The organism is uncultured Psychrobacter sp. (assembly GCF_947500265.1).
Classification (GTDB): Bacteria; Pseudomonadota; Gammaproteobacteria; order Pseudomonadales; family Moraxellaceae; genus Psychrobacter.
Window position 1 is genome coordinate 16,347 of the sequence record NZ_CANMRN010000012.1, and the last position, 14,446, is coordinate 30,792.

Here is a 14,446-nt window from a genome sequence, read left to right on the forward strand (position 1 = left end):
ATGGTTGTGACAATTTTATAAATTGAACAAATCTTAATCTAGGCCGTGTTTTTATTTTGGAGAAAACACGCTCTAGTAGTGATGAGCTAAACTTAGCTGTAAGCTAATACTGTATCTGATTTATAGAAAATTGACTATAACCGCTACTTTACTTAATTTTGGCCATCAGCGGTTAGCTTTTTAGTAACGAACCTTACTTGTCAGATATGGTTAGATGCTTCACTTGGCAGCATCTATCTTACTTATTCTATTACCAAGCACTGGCTATAAAAGCATTTTGAATCCATTCTGGTTGATGGTCTAACTGCTCATTTCTTGAATTTGACTTACTCATCGTGTTGTAAGCAATGACATCAAACCGGCAATCATAATGAGCATATTCAGGATACTGCTGCAAAAAGGACTGTGCTGTCTTAATGACTTTACGCTGTTTGCTGGCTGTCACACTGAGTGCTGCATCGCCATAATTCGAGGACTTGCGTTGGCGAACTTCAATAAATACCAGTGTTGACCATGCTGAACCTGTCTCAATCATGACCAGATCCAGCTCACCTACTTTTGGCTGTTGCCAATTTTGCGCGACTAACCTTAACCCTTGCGCTTGTAAATACTCACACGCCTGCTGCTCAAACCGACTACCTTGGCGTTGTTTCGGTGAGGTTAAGATTAAGGGCTTATGGTTCGGCATAAGGTTGATTGGTCTGATTAACATTTGAGAATTATCATAGCACAACATGCTAAACTAGCCACTTCTGCGCATTCTACTCTCAAAATCTATCGATTGCCTCATTCGTTATTTGACTGAAAAACCATAGATAACGACTGTACATACTAGCGCACTATTATTTTCTAACGTCTTTTTAACGACCCGAGGTTTTCATGTCTACCCCTACTGCGATGCCAGCTTGTCTCTATATCGTTGCCACGCCGATTGGCAATATGTCCGACATGACAACGCATGCAATTGATGTCTTAAAGCAGGTCGCCATCATTGCCTGCGAAGACACCCGCACCTCAGGTAAACTACTGTCACATTTTGGCATCGATACCAAAGGCAGCAAAGGTGACGAGACAAAAGACTCAGAGACTCGTCCTGCCAAAAGCAGTATCGAAAATGATGACACGACGACAAAGCAAAAAGGTCACAATAAGCTATGGGCTTATCACGAGCATAATAGCGCCATTCAAACGCCCAAAATTATTGAAATGATTGAGCAAGGTCATTCGGTTGCCTTGATTAGTGATGCGGGTACACCTCTGGTCAGCGATCCAGGTTATCAACTGGTACAAGCCGCGCATGAAGCTGGCGTGACCGTATCACCTATCGTTGGGGCTTCTGCTGCAATTGGCGCATTGTCAGTAGCAGGGTTACCATCTGATCGATTTAGCTTTATTGGGTTCTTGCCCGCCAAAACGCATGGTCGTCAAAAACAGCTGAGCGACCTAATCGCACGTACCGAAACTTTAATCTTTTATGAAGCGCCGCATCGCATCATATCTAGTTTAGAAGACATGGCAACGATATTTGGTGCAGACCGTGCAGTGACTTTTTGCCGTGAATTGACTAAGACGTTTGAAACGGTACATAAGAGCACCCTTGGCGAGTTGGTTGAGTTTGTCAAAGCAGATGACAATCAGCAACGTGGTGAAATAGTCGTGGTCGTCGCTGGCGTCGGTGTGGCAAAAGATACTGACGACATCAGTACGCATGATAAATTGCTACAGCGTTTGCTAGAGGATTTATCGGTCAAAAAAGCAGCCGCACTAGCCTCTGATATCACTGGCGTGAAGAAAAATGCGCTTTATCAGCGTCTACTAGAGTTGCAAGCAGACTAGCTTTTAATAATAAGAAAGACAATCGTTTATAAATGAATTGAGGAGAGATAAGCAATGTACGATGTAATGGCAATAGGTAATGCGTTGGTTGATCACGAGTATGTGCTATCAGATGCGGCACTAGAAGAGACCGAGCTGACCAAAGGTAATATGACGTTGGCTGGTATTGAAGAGCAGCAGCAACTACTGGCTTATTTTAAACTGGCTGAGATTGAGCCATCAAAACAAGCAGGCGGCGGATCAGCAGCCAATACGATGTTTACCTTTGCCAGCTTAGGCGGTAAGCCTTTTTATGCTTGCCGCGTCGGTGATGATGATCAAGGGGCGTTTTATCTTAGAGACTTGCACGAAGCAGGTGTCGCAACCTCAGACAAATCTATTCATGAAGGCGGTGTGACTGGCTCCTGTGTGGTTGCCGTTACCGAAGATGGCGAACGCACCATGCAGACCTATCTTGGCACTTCAAGTGAGATTGTCGCTGACAATGTTGATTTTGACGCATTAACTCAAGCAGATTGGCTATATATCGAAGGCTATCTAGCGATGTCTGAGAGCATTCAACCAGCAATGACTCAATTACGTCAGCAAGCCGGTATTCATAATGCAAAAATCGCAGTGAGCTTTGCTGACCCTGCGGTAGTAAAATTTGCCAAAGATGGCTTGCTTAATATGCTCGGCAATAAAGTCGCAGTAATATTCTGTAATAGCGAAGAAGCTAGACTGTTTACGGATAAAAAACAAGTCAAAGCAGCAGCGCGTGCCCTGCTTGAATATTGCCAAATTGCCGTCGTCACTGATGGTGCCAACGGTGCGGTAATCGCTCACCAGCCTACTGACGAAGCAGAGGTTGAAGTCCATGACGTTGCAACCCCAGCAGTGGCCAACGTCATCGATACCAATGGTGCAGGCGATAACTACGCTGGTGCTTTCTTATATGCATTATCGCAGCAGTATAGTCTGCCAGAATGCGGTCGTCTTGCCAGCGAAATATCAGCACAAGTTATTCAGCAGTTTGGACCGCGTCTTGCTTCGCAGGATTATCGAGATATCGCGCAGCGTGTACTGTCTGCTTAATTACTAAATGTTTATATTTGACGCAAACAAAAAGCCCATATCAGGTCGATATGGGCTTTTTTGTTTATGGATTATAATCACTCAAATAATTTTCCTAAATGAGCATGCTTTTATATTAAGCAGTAGCTAATGCTTGCGCAAGATCGGCTTTGATATCTTCAATATGCTCGATACCAATAGATAAACGTACCATATCCTCACTAACGCCAGCTTGCTCAAGCTCTTGCCCATTTAACTGACGATGGGTGGTCGTCGCTGGATGACAGGCCAATGATTTCGCATCACCGATATTTACCAGACGAGTAATCAGTTGCAGCGCATCGATAAAGCGCGCTCCTGCTTCCAGTCCACCTTTCACCCCAAAGGTCAAGATAGCAGAAGGCGTGCCTTTCATGTATTTTTTGGCAAGCTCGTGCTCAGGATGGTCAGACAGACCCGCGTATTTCACCCAAGCAACTTTATCATGATCACGCAGATATTCTGCGACGGCTTGTGCATTTTGCACGTGACGCTCCATACGTAGACTTAGCGTCTCCATACCTTGCAAGATACCAAAGGCATTTAGCGGGCTAAGTGCTGCCCCAGTGTTACGTAATGGCGCAACGCGAGCACGGGCAATAAAAGCTGGAGCACCTACGTCTTTGACGAAATTTACCCCATGATAGCTATGATCTGGCGTATTCAACAGTGGGAAACGTTCAGGATAATCGCCCCAAGCAAACTTGCCACTATCAACAATCGCACCACCAATTGATGTACCCGTTCCGCTCATATATTTGGTCAATGAGTGAATCACGATATCTGCACCGAACTCAAACGGACGGCATATCGCTGGCGTCGCCACCGTATTATCAATCACGACAGGTACACCGTATTCGTGAGCAACATCACTGAGCGCTTGAATATCAACGATATTACCTAGTGGATTACCGATACTCTCTGCAAACACCATTTTAGTTTTGTCATCAATCAAGTCACGAATGGCTTCTGGGTCTTTATGATCAAAGAAGCGCACTTCGATACCTTGACGCGGCAATGCATGAGCAAATAAATTATAAGTACCGCCATATAGCGTTGATACAGCGACGATATTGTCGCCTGCTTCACAAATGGTCTGAATTGCATAAGTGATGGCAGCCATACCAGAGGCTACGGCAAGCGCACCGATACCGCCTTCTAACGCAGCCACACGCTCTTCTAGCACCGCGTTGGTCGGATTCATGATACGAGTATAGATATTGCCTGCGACTTTTAAATCAAACAGATCTGCACCATGCTGAGTATTATCAAACGCATATGAACTGGTATGATAAATAGGCACGGCGACTGCTTTGGTCGTTGGCTCTACACTATAGCCTGCATGAATCGCTAAGGTCTCAAGACGTTGAGGGGTTTCTGATTGTTGAGCTGTCTGCTGGTCTGCTGATCCATCACTCATAGTACATTCCTTTATTTTGATAAAAGATGATTTATTGACGACGTATCGCTCAAAAGTCATCTTAAAAAACTGTCTGCTAAATCATAGCAATAAAAAAAGCTGAGTTCATCATAACTCAGCTTCTTTATTAAAAGAATAGCAAAATACTCATCTCTTCATGACAAATATTCATAAGCAGTAAACCAAACAGGCATATCTATACTAAAGATAATGGCCACCTTTATAGCAGCCACTTTGCTTTTATCCACTTTTATTTTTATTTGTAGTAAGCATTCTCTGTACGAGTATGGTCAGTCTCGTCAACCACTTGGGTCAATTCTGGAATTTGCTGTTTCAACTGTACTTCAACGCCTTGGCGTAAAGTCATATCAACCGCTGAACACCCTTGGCAACCACCGCCAAACTTCAATACAGCGGTTAAACCAATACCTTCTTCATCAATCAGTTCAAGTAACTGTACGTCACCGCCATGTGCTGCCAAGCCAGGGTTAATCTCTGACTGCAATACATAGTTGATACGCTCTTCGACACTAGCATCAGCGCCCACTTTAGGCACTTTAGAGTTTGGTGCGCGGAAAGTCAGCTGACCACCGAAACGGTCTTTATTATAATCGATGACCGCGTCTTCTAGATAAGGTACTGACGCCGCCTCAATAAAGGCAGAGAAGTTTTCATACGTAAAACGCAAATCGGCGCTGTCTTCTTCGCCCGGCTGGTTATAAGCCATGCAACACTCTGCACGCGGCGTACCAGGATGCTCAACGAAGATACGCACACCGATACCATCGGTATCTTGCTTAGACAACAAATCTGCCAAGTAGCCTTGAGCTGACTCAGTGATAGTAATGTTACTTTTCGCTTCGACTTGCTCGGTATCTAGGGCTGATTCATAGCCAGCAGTTTGGTCTAGTTGGTTATCAGCTTGGTTTCGCTCACTCATAATGTTTCCTATGCGTTATGACACAAACGCTATATCTATTATGGCTACTGTGTCGTGAATTTGGATTTTTAAAATGTTTACGATTTATATAGGGCATGCAGACTGACAATGATTGGTATTTATTATTGTATGACATTGGTCGACATGAGTATAAAGTTTAATCCGTCTATAGCAGTCATTATACCTGAATCAAGCATCAATTCCGACCACGCTACTGTGAATTGAATAGTGACCGTTGTAAATGGTTGTCATTGGTTTTTTTAATGATGCTAACAGGTGGTAAAGTAACTTCATATTTAAACCATGACAGATAAACATGCTGAATGACTATGTTGGCTGCCAAGTTATTCTCTATATAAAGACAGCGGTACCATTTATCAAGCGCACTCAGCGTTTTCGATATGCCATACCGTTCACATCTAGTCCGAGCAAGTCATCTGGTTTTGACGTAGTATTGTTAATTTGAATAATTTTATGCATTAGTGTTATGAGCATGGTAGCTTTTAATTGTCTAGTATAAATATCAGCTTGTATAAATATCGACTTGTATAAAGATTACGTATTTTTTGGATAGGATCATTTTATGATGACACGGACGTTGCACCTAGTAACTACCAAGGATGATGAGAAAATTGCCGTTTGGAAAGTAGTTGATAATTCAGACAAAGATACGATAGCTAACACATCAGAAAACAGCCTACATGACATCACACCGCAAAACATATTTTTGACGCATGGTACATTTTCTGACAAGCAAACTTGTCTCAAAATCGCTGAATATTTTGCAGGGCTTGGTCATCATTGCTACATCATGGAATGGCGCGGGCATGGTGATAGCTCGCTACCGAAAGAAAAATTCAACTTTGAGACTGTCGCCACTTACGACTATGAAGCGACTTTTCGCTATTTCTTTGAAGAATTAAAGCTCAATAACCTGCACTGCGTTACTCATAGTGGTGGCGGTGTTGGCTTGACCATGTTTCTCGTCCAAAACCCAAGCTATATCGATAAGGTTAATAGCATCAGTATGTTTGCCTGCCAAGCTTTTGGGGCGGCGCAAGACTCGACTAGCTACGCAAAAATCCTTACAGCCAAGGTGTTTACGCGATTGGTCGGCTTTATACCCGCTAAGCAATTAAAGGTAGGCCCTTTTAACGAAAGCTACTATACGATGAGCCAGTGGTACGATTGGAATTTGTGTAAAAACTTTAAAAGTAGCTTTTTAAAAAAGGCTCATTTTGATAAAGGTAGAGCGAATATAGACGAAATGAACGAAAGCATTAACCAGCAGAAAAATACTGGTGATGACTTTATCGATTATCGTCATCATATGGCTCAAATCACGATCCCTGTTTATTCTATCAGTGCAAAAGGCGATACCTTCATCTCCCCTACTCGTGGCTGTCGTTTGTTTTTTGATGGCTTTAACAATTCAACCAATGTCTTTCGAGAATACTCGCTTAGTAACGGCGATTTAGATGACTATACGCACAGTCGCATCATGATCAGTCGTAACGCAGCCACAGAGATTTGGCCAACGGTAACGGCATGGATAGAGAAGCATGCCCGTTAAAGCATATGTGTCGATTGGACGGTTTCGGTAATGACACACCCCTAAACATCTTTATACTTGTCAGAAAGTCATAGGCTGTGTCAGTATTAGCGTCATTAATTTTTAATCAATAAAAATAAGTCGTAGGAAGTTGGCGTCTATGAGTGAATTATCAGAGCAACAGTCAGATAAGCAGAACCTAGATCAAAAAAGCAGTAAACACTATCGTTATCTAGTCTTTATCGGACGCTTTCAGCCGTTTCATGCTGGGCACAAAGCCGTCATCGATGAGGCATTAAAACGCTCAGACGAAGTGATTATGCTCATTGGCTCAGCCAACTTGCCACGTAGCTTACGCAATCCATTTAGCGTCGCTGAGCGTGCCGCAATGATTAAAGGCGCCTACTCTGAAGAAGAAGCCGCATGCATTCACTGTGTTGGCTTAGATGACGCACTTTATAATGACACCCGCTGGCTACAGTATGTGCAAGCAGGCGTAAAATCTGTCACTGGCGACTTGCAGGCGGACATTGGCTTGATTGGTCATTCAAAAGACAGCTCATCGTACTATTTATCACTATTCCCCAACTGGGACTCTGTGTCAGTGCCCAATTATCATAACTTATCAGCCACGCCGATTCGCGACAGCTATCTGATGGGTGCCACGCCGACGCCCGAGCGTACGCCTGAGTCGACGCGCAACGTCCTCGATGCATTCAAACAAACTGACGACTATCATCAGCTGCATGAAGAAGCAGACTTTATCGATAAATATAAAAGACAGTGGGAATCAGCACCATATCCACCGACCTTTATGACTGCCGATGCATTGATTGTGCAGTCGGGCCATATCCTACTGGTTGAGCGACGCAGTATGCCAGGGCGCGGACTATGGGCGCTACCTGGTGGATTTCTAAATCCAAAAGAGACGCTGTTTGATGCTTGTATCCGTGAGCTACGTGAAGAAACTCGCCTCAAGGTGCCTGAGCCAGTATTGCGCGGCTCTTGCCATAGCCAACATACCTTTGATGACCCATATCGCTCAGCGCGTGGTCGCACCATTACTCAAGCGTTTTATTTTCAACTCAAAAACGATCCAAAAGGTCTGCCAAAAGTAAAAGGTGGCGATGATGCGACCAAAGCATTTTGGTTACCATTGGCTGAGCTCGATGCCAAAATGATGTTTGAAGATCACTATGCGATTATTACTAAAATGGTTGGCTTGTAGCTCGCTGCTAATCGTTTTTTCTAGTAGCTTTCTTTAGTAGTCTTTTTAGTAGATTTTTCTAATAGCGACTTGAGCAAATTATTATCAAAACAGCTATCCCTAAATAACGCACTAATGATTTGATACCAACGCCGATAGACGGCAATCAACCGTCGCCACTGTTCTTTTATTAAGACAGCTGCGGCACTTCAAAGCAGAGGAGTTCTGTGATGTATACTAGTAATCTAAACAATTTAATCTTAAATAGCGACAGCTATAAGACCTCACATTGGGTGCAATACCCGAGCGGTAGTGAGTATCTGTCAAGCTACATTGAGGCGCGCAAGGGCGACTACGATGTGGTGTTCTTTGGTCTACAAGCCTTTATCAAAGAATACCTAAGTACGCCTATTACTCATCAAGATATCGATGAAGCCGAAAAGGTCATTCAGGCGCATGGCCTAACCTTTAATCGTGCTGGCTGGGAACATTTAATCGAAAAACACGACGGCTACTTGCCACTACGTATCCAAGCCGTGCCCGAAGGCAGTATCGTGCCCGTGTCTAATGTAGTCTGCCAAGTGATCAATACCGATCCTGAGTTTTACTGGCTACCCAGCTATATCGAAACAGCGCTATTGCGTGCGATTTGGTATCCATCCACGGTCGCGAGTGTTTCCCACTATTGCAAAGACATTATCCGTCAAGCGTTAGAAAAATCAGCGGACAATACAGAGTCGCTACCTTTTCGCTTGCATGACTTTGGCGCGCGCGGTGCATCGAGCCAAGAAACGGTTGCACTTGGTAGCTTAGCTCATTTAGTCAACTTTGCTGGTACTGACTCGATGACAGCGCTTATTGCTGCCAGTCGCTGGTATCAGATGGGTGATGATATGCCGGCATTCTCTATTCCAGCGGCTGAGCACAGTACGATGACAGCTTGGGGACGTGATGGCGAGACTGCTGCTTTTCATAATATGATCGAGCAGTTTGGCGGCGAAGACAAAGCCTTTTCGGTCGTTTCAGATAGTTATGATTTATGGAATGCCATCGACAATATCTGGGGCGATGCCTTAAAAGACGAAGTCAAAAATATGGGCGGCACTTTGGTCATTCGTCCAGACAGCGGCGAACCTACCAAAGTCGTCCGTGAAGCGTTAGAACGCTTGGCAGTGAAGTTCGGTACGACCGTAAACAGCAAAGGCTATAAAGTGCTACCTGACTACGTACGCATCATCCAAGGTGATGGCATTAGCTCGCAAAGCTTAAGTAAAATTATTGATGTGGTCATCAAAGCAGGCTTTAGCATAGAAAACGTGACGTTTGGTATGGGCGGTGGTCTATTGCAGCAAGTCAACCGCGACACTATGAGTTGGGCGATGAAATCTAGCGCTATCTCTATCGATGGCGCATGGAAGGATATTTATAAAGATCCTGTCACCAGCCGCTCAAAACGCTCAAAAAAAGGACGATTGGCACTGGTCAAAGATGACAGCGGCCAGCTAACAACCATAAAAGAAAATGAGATGAGCGACCCGACTGACAATTTATTGCGCGATGTCTACGTCGATGGTGAGTTGTTAATTGAAGACAGTCTTACGACTATCAGGGAACGTGCAGGATGGTAGATACTAGTAAGCTGACATCGGTCGCAAAGGACGTTTTACTAGCCCCTGTCTACCTTTACCAAGGTCGAAAAATCAAACGTGATACGGTTCGCTTGCCTGAACCACACGGCGAAAGGCACGGCATGATTGAGCTGCCTCAAGCGAACAATGAATTACCTATGCAAGACGCTAAGACATTTAACCTCATGATCGTTGGCGATTCAGCAGCAGCAGGCGTGGGTAGCCAAACGCAGCAAGAAGCGTTGGTCGGTAAGCTCATCCCGATACTTGAGCAAAACAAAGCTATCCAAGCAAACTTTGCTCGACTCAATTGGTCATTGCAAGCGACAACAGGTCATACTAGCTTTGATATTCTACGCAGGTTATATGTCCTACCGGCTCCTGAGCAGTCTATCGATGTGATGTTGCTAAGCGTAGGGGTCAATGACACGACGTCCAATGTCTCTGTGCATAAATGGCAACAGCAAATTGAAGACATCATCAATATTGCACAGCGCAAATTTGGCGTACGAGAATTGGTTTTTTTAAGTTTGCCACCAATGGCGCAAATGCCTGCAATCCCTGCTCCGCTCAATAACTTTGTAGGTGCAAAAGCATCGGTACTGGATGGGATATTGCAGCAGGTCTGTGCGGCTCATGCTGGTGTTACCTATATGGCAACCGATTTTACACGGATGCTAGAAGAGCATGCAAATGGCTCGGCTATCGATATCAATGTGATGTTTGCCAGTGATGGATTTCATCCTAGCAGTCTGATGTACGGCTATTGGGCACAGCAGATCGTAGAAACTATTATTCAGTTACTAGATTCTATTCAAATATTGGACTTATCTACTACTGAGTTTGAGCGCTAAATAGCTTGATAGCCTAATTTTTAGATCATAGAAAATTAAACCAAAAAAAACCGCTGAATAATCAGCGGTTTTTTATTGCTTAGCGAAATACATTTACACCATAAGTGCAAATTATTCAGCAGCGTCTGCAGCTTTCTTGCTACGGCCACCAAATGCGCCAAAGCGTTTGTTGAAGCTTGCAACACGACCTTCAGTAGAAGTTTTACGTTGCTCACCAGTATAGAATGGATGCGACGCACTTGAGATATCAAGTGGGTAGTATGGGTATTCTTTACCTTCGTATTCACGAGTCGCTTTAGTCTTAGCAGTTGAGCGAGTCAAAAAGAACACGTCAGCGTTAGTGTCGTGGAATAAAACTTCTTGGTAATTAGGATGGATATCTTTACGCATAATATACTCTCTAGGTCCGATGTATGTACGACGTCTAAATACAGCATCATCGATGATGTATCAAACAAATAATGACATACGTAACTGAGGCACTAAGGACATTACAAGTATGGCAACTGCGTCACTGGCTTATTCCAGCACCCAACACCACCCTTCTGTTCGCTTAGCCTTTCCCCAGCGGGAAAATTAAACCGCGATTTTAACGGTTTTTGACGTAAGACGCAAGGAGCAGTTGTGATAGAGATATGTGATAAGTTGTCACTGAAAGCTCGAGAGTATTGAGATAGATGATTGGTTTTAGTACAGTAATAAAGTTAGTTAAATTAATCAATAGTAAATACTGTTGTAGATAATCTAACTAAATATAACCTTAGCTTTTAATCATATATAGTATACTCAAGGGGTACAGCTACGCGATACATACTCACTCTTACCATAACTTTTACCAACTCATTTACTTCTCAATCACCCACAACTCAATTAGATTAAATAAGGATCATTTAATGATAAATACTAAAATAAGCACGGCCACCAAAGCACTATTTATTGGCTCAGCATTAGCAGTTACTACCATAGCAAGCGCCGCTCTACCGACCCAATGGCAGCTAGATGACTCCCATACTCGCGTTGGATTTTCTGTCAGTCACTTAGGGTTTTCAACCACCATGGGTCACTTCAATGATGTCAAAGGTATAGTGAATTACGATATCAAAGCACCCGATAAAACCAGCATGAACTTTACCATTGCGACTGACAGTATCGATACCAATTGGGATGCTCGTGACAAACACTTAAAGACAGATGAGTTTTTTAATGTTGCAAAGTATCCAACCATGACTTTTAAGTCTACTCAGGTCAAATTCATCAATCCGCAGCAGGCTAAAGTAACGGGTGACTTTACTTTGCTTGGTCAAACCAAACCACTAACCTTAGATGTCACGTTGAACAAAATCGCTAATAGCCCTCTCACCAAAGAGCCAGTCGTTGGTTTCCGTGCCACTGGTACCCTTGATCGCGCCGCTTATGGTATGACCGCTTACGCTGACGGTATCACGACCAACGTCCCTATTCAAATCGATGGCGAGCTAGTAGAAAAGAAATAACAGTAAGCTTATAGCTCTCTAACGGCTTTCTACAAAAACAAGAAAGGCAGCCCTACCCTCGCTTATAGAGGCAGGCTGCTTTTTTATTTCCTACAGATTCTTCTACGCTCTTATCACGTATATTCATTATTTTACATAAAAGGTTTTTATATACTTGAAGGCTTCATACTTTGTTGTTATATTCATATATACGGATTTACGAATATATAACGCAACACTGAGGGAGCAGCAACGTGGATACAGTACAAGTTGATTACATAGCGATAGATGCTGAGTGGGATAAGAAGGTATCAAATCATCATTTTGATATATACCACTTATCTGGTTGGATTGCGGCCTCAGCTGTTATCGACAAGGGCAAGCCTCAAGGCATCATCGCTCACTATAAGAACAAGGAAGTATTGTTACCCATCATAATTAGACAAATTGACTCAGAGCACTGGGATGCTACTTCCACTTATGGTTACGGTGGCCCGTTGATGGACAAAACCCTCACTGATGCCGAGTTAGACGTCGTACTAGATGAGATAAGAGCTTTTCTTTGCGAGAGAGGCTGCGTGTCTTTGTTTATGCGGTTGCATCCGATTATTAATAAAGAATGGATACCCACAGTTGGCAAAGCACTGACTCACGGGCTGACCTTGATGTCTGATTTAAGTAAGTCAGAAGAAGAGCATTGGAGCGAAACACAAAATCGACATCGCCGCGGCATCAAAAAAGCCATAAAAATGGATGTCGTGACAAAAACAGAATTCTTAACCCGACAGAACGCGATGGTGTTTTCAGACATTTATAAAGAGACGATGCGACACGTCAAGGCTAGTGATTATTACTTCTTTGATGATGATTATTTCTTTAATTTGCTTGAAAACCTTCAAGAAAAAATACTGCTGATAACTGCCTATCAAGACAATAAACCAATCGGGTCCTCTATATATACGCTCTGCCAAGAGTCAGGCATTATGCAGTTCCATCTTGGCGGCACGCTGAACGCCTATACACATCTACAACCTTCTAAACTTATCACTCATGTCGCTCGCAATTGGGGACGAGAGAACCGTTATGAAGTACTACATCTTGGTGGCGGTGTTGGCTCCAATTTAGATTCTTTATATGAGTATAAGAAAGGCTTTAGCTCGCAAGAGTTACTATTCAAGACTTATAGACTCGTCGTCAATGCAGTGAAATATACAGAGTTAGTGGCGGATATCTGGTTCACGGAAAGTGATCTGCTCTCAGACTTTTTTCCTTTATACAGAAAAGATCCTAGCAAAGAGGAAGTGCTAGAGACCATTCAGATTGAGCCTTTAGCAAATGTGACATAGTACAGATTGCACCTGGTACTAGAAAATAACATCAAAAAAATAAAAAGCAGCCTGCCTCCATAATTGAGGATAGGCTGCTTTTTTATCTTAACATTTTCGATTCAGTTTATATCTAACGCATACTATTTACTTGGGATAACGTGCCAAACGCCAAGTTTGTCATCACCGTCTTTGTCACCAACTTTTGTATCGTTAGCATAGAAGTATAAAGGCTTACCGTTCATTGCCCACTGATATTTGCCATCTTCACGCTTAAATGCAGCGAACTGACCTGAGGCTTTAGCATCGCTAGGCGCTTTGAAAATTGGCCACACAACTTGGCAAGCTGCACCGCAATCTGACTTGTTCATAGAGTCTTTATCAAACGTATATAACGTCATATGGTTGGTAGCATCTACCAACACCCCATTCTTGCTAGTGACTGGCGCTGTATTATTGCTCGTTGCCTGTACTTCATGCGTACCTGACATATCATTACCGACTACGTTTTTTAAAGTAGTACAGCCAGTTAGTGCCAATACACCTGTTAAGGCCGATAGCATCATTATATTTTTCATCATAACTTCCTTGTAATTTTAGTCGTATTTTTTATAGCGATAAGCTTGTTGTCGTTTACTATATCGACTGTCCCTATTGTTCATTTTGATATTTGTAGTTTTGAACAGTCATCAAAACAGAACCTACGCTTCTTGTTAAGCAAAATAAATATAGCATATGGTTTTATATTATCTTGATAATCAATATACACGCTTACAAAAGTGGTCGAATTTTACAAAACAATAAAACGAGCTTATTTTCGATTTCACAAGTTTGCCACCTCTCTCGTTTACTCTATTTTTAGACAGACTCATTCATCTGAAAAACTTCACACATATAGCGACTCGTTGACAAAACTCATGCATCTTCTTACGTATTTCCCATCATATTGTCTGTAGTTCTTCGTAAAATAAACCTATAGAGATGAAGAATGGCTAAACAATAGAAAAGATGACTATTGAAGTTCAGATTTGTGTGTTGAACTTAATTACCTTCGCACGCATATCAAGAAATATAGAACATTGAATAAATATACCGAGCACGGCCTAATACAGATGCTATT

Annotated in this window: 13 protein-coding genes; 8 read left to right on the plus strand and 5 right to left on the minus strand. The window is 42.9% G+C overall.

Features of this window, described 5'->3' with window-relative positions:
- Positions 1 to 250: 250 nt before the first annotated feature.
- A complete protein-coding gene (locus tag Q0788_RS13250) occupies positions 251 to 736 on the minus strand; it encodes a YraN family protein (protein ID WP_298811454.1) in 486 nt (161 codons plus the stop codon).
- A gap of 143 nt (positions 737 to 879) precedes the next feature.
- Here Q0788_RS13250 and rsmI point away from each other — a divergent pair, with 143 nt between their 5' ends.
- Both rsmI and Q0788_RS13260 read left to right on the plus strand, forming a co-directional pair.
- Positions 880 to 1,836: a 16S rRNA (cytidine(1402)-2'-O)-methyltransferase gene (rsmI, locus tag Q0788_RS13255; RefSeq protein ID WP_298811457.1), complete on the plus strand. Its 957-nt coding sequence runs from the start codon at positions 880 to 882 to the stop codon at positions 1,834 to 1,836.
- A 54-nt stretch (positions 1,837 to 1,890) separates the two neighbouring features.
- Positions 1,891 to 2,910, plus strand: a complete 1,020-nt coding sequence (locus Q0788_RS13260; RefSeq protein ID WP_201569522.1) for an adenosine kinase — start codon at positions 1,891 to 1,893, stop codon at positions 2,908 to 2,910.
- A gap of 115 nt (positions 2,911 to 3,025) precedes the next feature.
- Here Q0788_RS13260 and Q0788_RS13265 read toward each other — a convergent pair whose 3' ends face one another.
- The gene (locus Q0788_RS13265; RefSeq protein WP_298811462.1) at positions 3,026 to 4,348 is read right to left on the minus strand and encodes an aminotransferase class I/II-fold pyridoxal phosphate-dependent enzyme; all 1,323 of its coding nucleotides are present in this window, start codon (positions 4,346 to 4,348) and stop codon (positions 3,026 to 3,028) included.
- A gap of 256 nt (positions 4,349 to 4,604) precedes the next feature.
- Positions 4,605 to 5,288: a Fe-S biogenesis protein NfuA gene (gene nfuA / locus Q0788_RS13270; RefSeq protein ID WP_298811464.1), complete on the minus strand. Its 684-nt coding sequence runs from the start codon at positions 5,286 to 5,288 to the stop codon at positions 4,605 to 4,607.
- Positions 5,289 to 5,871: 583 nt separating this feature from the next.
- Here nfuA and Q0788_RS13275 point away from each other — a divergent pair.
- From Q0788_RS13275 to Q0788_RS13290, 4 genes are all read left to right on the plus strand, one after another.
- Positions 5,872 to 6,861 carry an alpha/beta hydrolase gene (locus tag Q0788_RS13275; protein ID WP_298811466.1) on the plus strand — a complete coding sequence of 330 codons (990 nt, stop codon included), beginning with the start codon at positions 5,872 to 5,874 and terminating at the stop codon, positions 6,859 to 6,861.
- Positions 6,862 to 7,000: 139 nt separating this feature from the next.
- On the plus strand, positions 7,001 to 8,068 hold the full coding sequence (locus tag Q0788_RS13280) for a bifunctional nicotinamide-nucleotide adenylyltransferase/Nudix hydroxylase (RefSeq protein WP_298811468.1): 1,068 nt from the start codon (positions 7,001 to 7,003) through the stop codon (positions 8,066 to 8,068).
- Positions 8,069 to 8,277: 209 nt separating this feature from the next.
- Positions 8,278 to 9,675 carry a nicotinate phosphoribosyltransferase gene (locus Q0788_RS13285; RefSeq protein WP_298811471.1) on the plus strand — a complete coding sequence of 466 codons (1,398 nt, stop codon included), beginning with the start codon at positions 8,278 to 8,280 and terminating at the stop codon, positions 9,673 to 9,675.
- Positions 9,669 to 10,529 carry an SGNH/GDSL hydrolase family protein gene (locus Q0788_RS13290; protein ID WP_298811473.1) on the plus strand — a complete coding sequence of 287 codons (861 nt, stop codon included), beginning with the start codon at positions 9,669 to 9,671 and terminating at the stop codon, positions 10,527 to 10,529. Before Q0788_RS13285 ends, Q0788_RS13290 begins: the two co-directional genes overlap by 7 nt.
- 111 nt (positions 10,530 to 10,640) lie before the next feature.
- On the opposite strand, the gene Q0788_RS13295 is transcribed toward Q0788_RS13290, so the two are convergent.
- Positions 10,641 to 10,919, minus strand: coding sequence for a type B 50S ribosomal protein L31 (locus Q0788_RS13295; RefSeq protein WP_057761772.1), 279 nt, complete (start codon positions 10,917 to 10,919; stop codon positions 10,641 to 10,643).
- A gap of 503 nt (positions 10,920 to 11,422) precedes the next feature.
- Here Q0788_RS13295 and Q0788_RS13300 point away from each other — a divergent pair.
- Together Q0788_RS13300 and Q0788_RS13305 are read left to right on the plus strand one after the other, a co-directional pair.
- On the plus strand, positions 11,423 to 12,022 hold the full coding sequence (locus tag Q0788_RS13300) for a YceI family protein (RefSeq protein WP_298811475.1): 600 nt from the start codon (positions 11,423 to 11,425) through the stop codon (positions 12,020 to 12,022).
- 233 nt (positions 12,023 to 12,255) lie between these two features.
- Positions 12,256 to 13,347, plus strand: coding sequence for a GNAT family N-acetyltransferase (locus Q0788_RS13305; protein WP_298811477.1), 1,092 nt, complete (start codon positions 12,256 to 12,258; stop codon positions 13,345 to 13,347).
- Between the two features lie 122 nt (positions 13,348 to 13,469).
- Here the strand turns inward: Q0788_RS13305 and Q0788_RS13310 are convergent, their stop codons facing one another.
- A complete protein-coding gene (locus Q0788_RS13310; RefSeq protein WP_101205338.1) occupies positions 13,470 to 13,904 on the minus strand; it encodes a hypothetical protein in 435 nt (144 codons plus the stop codon).
- Between the last annotated feature and the right edge of the window lie 542 nt (positions 13,905 to 14,446).

Coding starts and splice junctions, on each gene's coding strand:
- Q0788_RS13285 (WP_298811471.1), top strand. CDS start 8,278: ATGTATACTAGTAATCTAAACAATTTAATCTTAAATAGCGACAGCTAT.
- Q0788_RS13265 (WP_298811462.1), bottom strand. CDS start 4,348: ATGAGTGATGGATCAGCAGACCAGCAGACAGCTCAACAATCAGAAACC.
- Q0788_RS13250 (WP_298811454.1), bottom strand. CDS start 736: ATGTTGTGCTATGATAATTCTCAAATGTTAATCAGACCAATCAACCTT.
- Q0788_RS13310 (WP_101205338.1), bottom strand. CDS start 13,904: ATGAAAAATATAATGATGCTATCGGCCTTAACAGGTGTATTGGCACTA.
- Q0788_RS13275 (WP_298811466.1), top strand. CDS start 5,872: ATGATGACACGGACGTTGCACCTAGTAACTACCAAGGATGATGAGAAA.
- Q0788_RS13290 (WP_298811473.1), top strand. CDS start 9,669: ATGGTAGATACTAGTAAGCTGACATCGGTCGCAAAGGACGTTTTACTA.
- Q0788_RS13300 (WP_298811475.1), top strand. CDS start 11,423: ATGATAAATACTAAAATAAGCACGGCCACCAAAGCACTATTTATTGGC.
- Q0788_RS13260 (WP_201569522.1), top strand. CDS start 1,891: ATGTACGATGTAATGGCAATAGGTAATGCGTTGGTTGATCACGAGTAT.
- Q0788_RS13295 (WP_057761772.1), bottom strand. CDS start 10,919: ATGCGTAAAGATATCCATCCTAATTACCAAGAAGTTTTATTCCACGAC.
- nfuA (WP_298811464.1), bottom strand. CDS start 5,288: ATGAGTGAGCGAAACCAAGCTGATAACCAACTAGACCAAACTGCTGGC.
- rsmI (WP_298811457.1), top strand. CDS start 880: ATGTCTACCCCTACTGCGATGCCAGCTTGTCTCTATATCGTTGCCACG.
- Q0788_RS13280 (WP_298811468.1), top strand. CDS start 7,001: ATGAGTGAATTATCAGAGCAACAGTCAGATAAGCAGAACCTAGATCAA.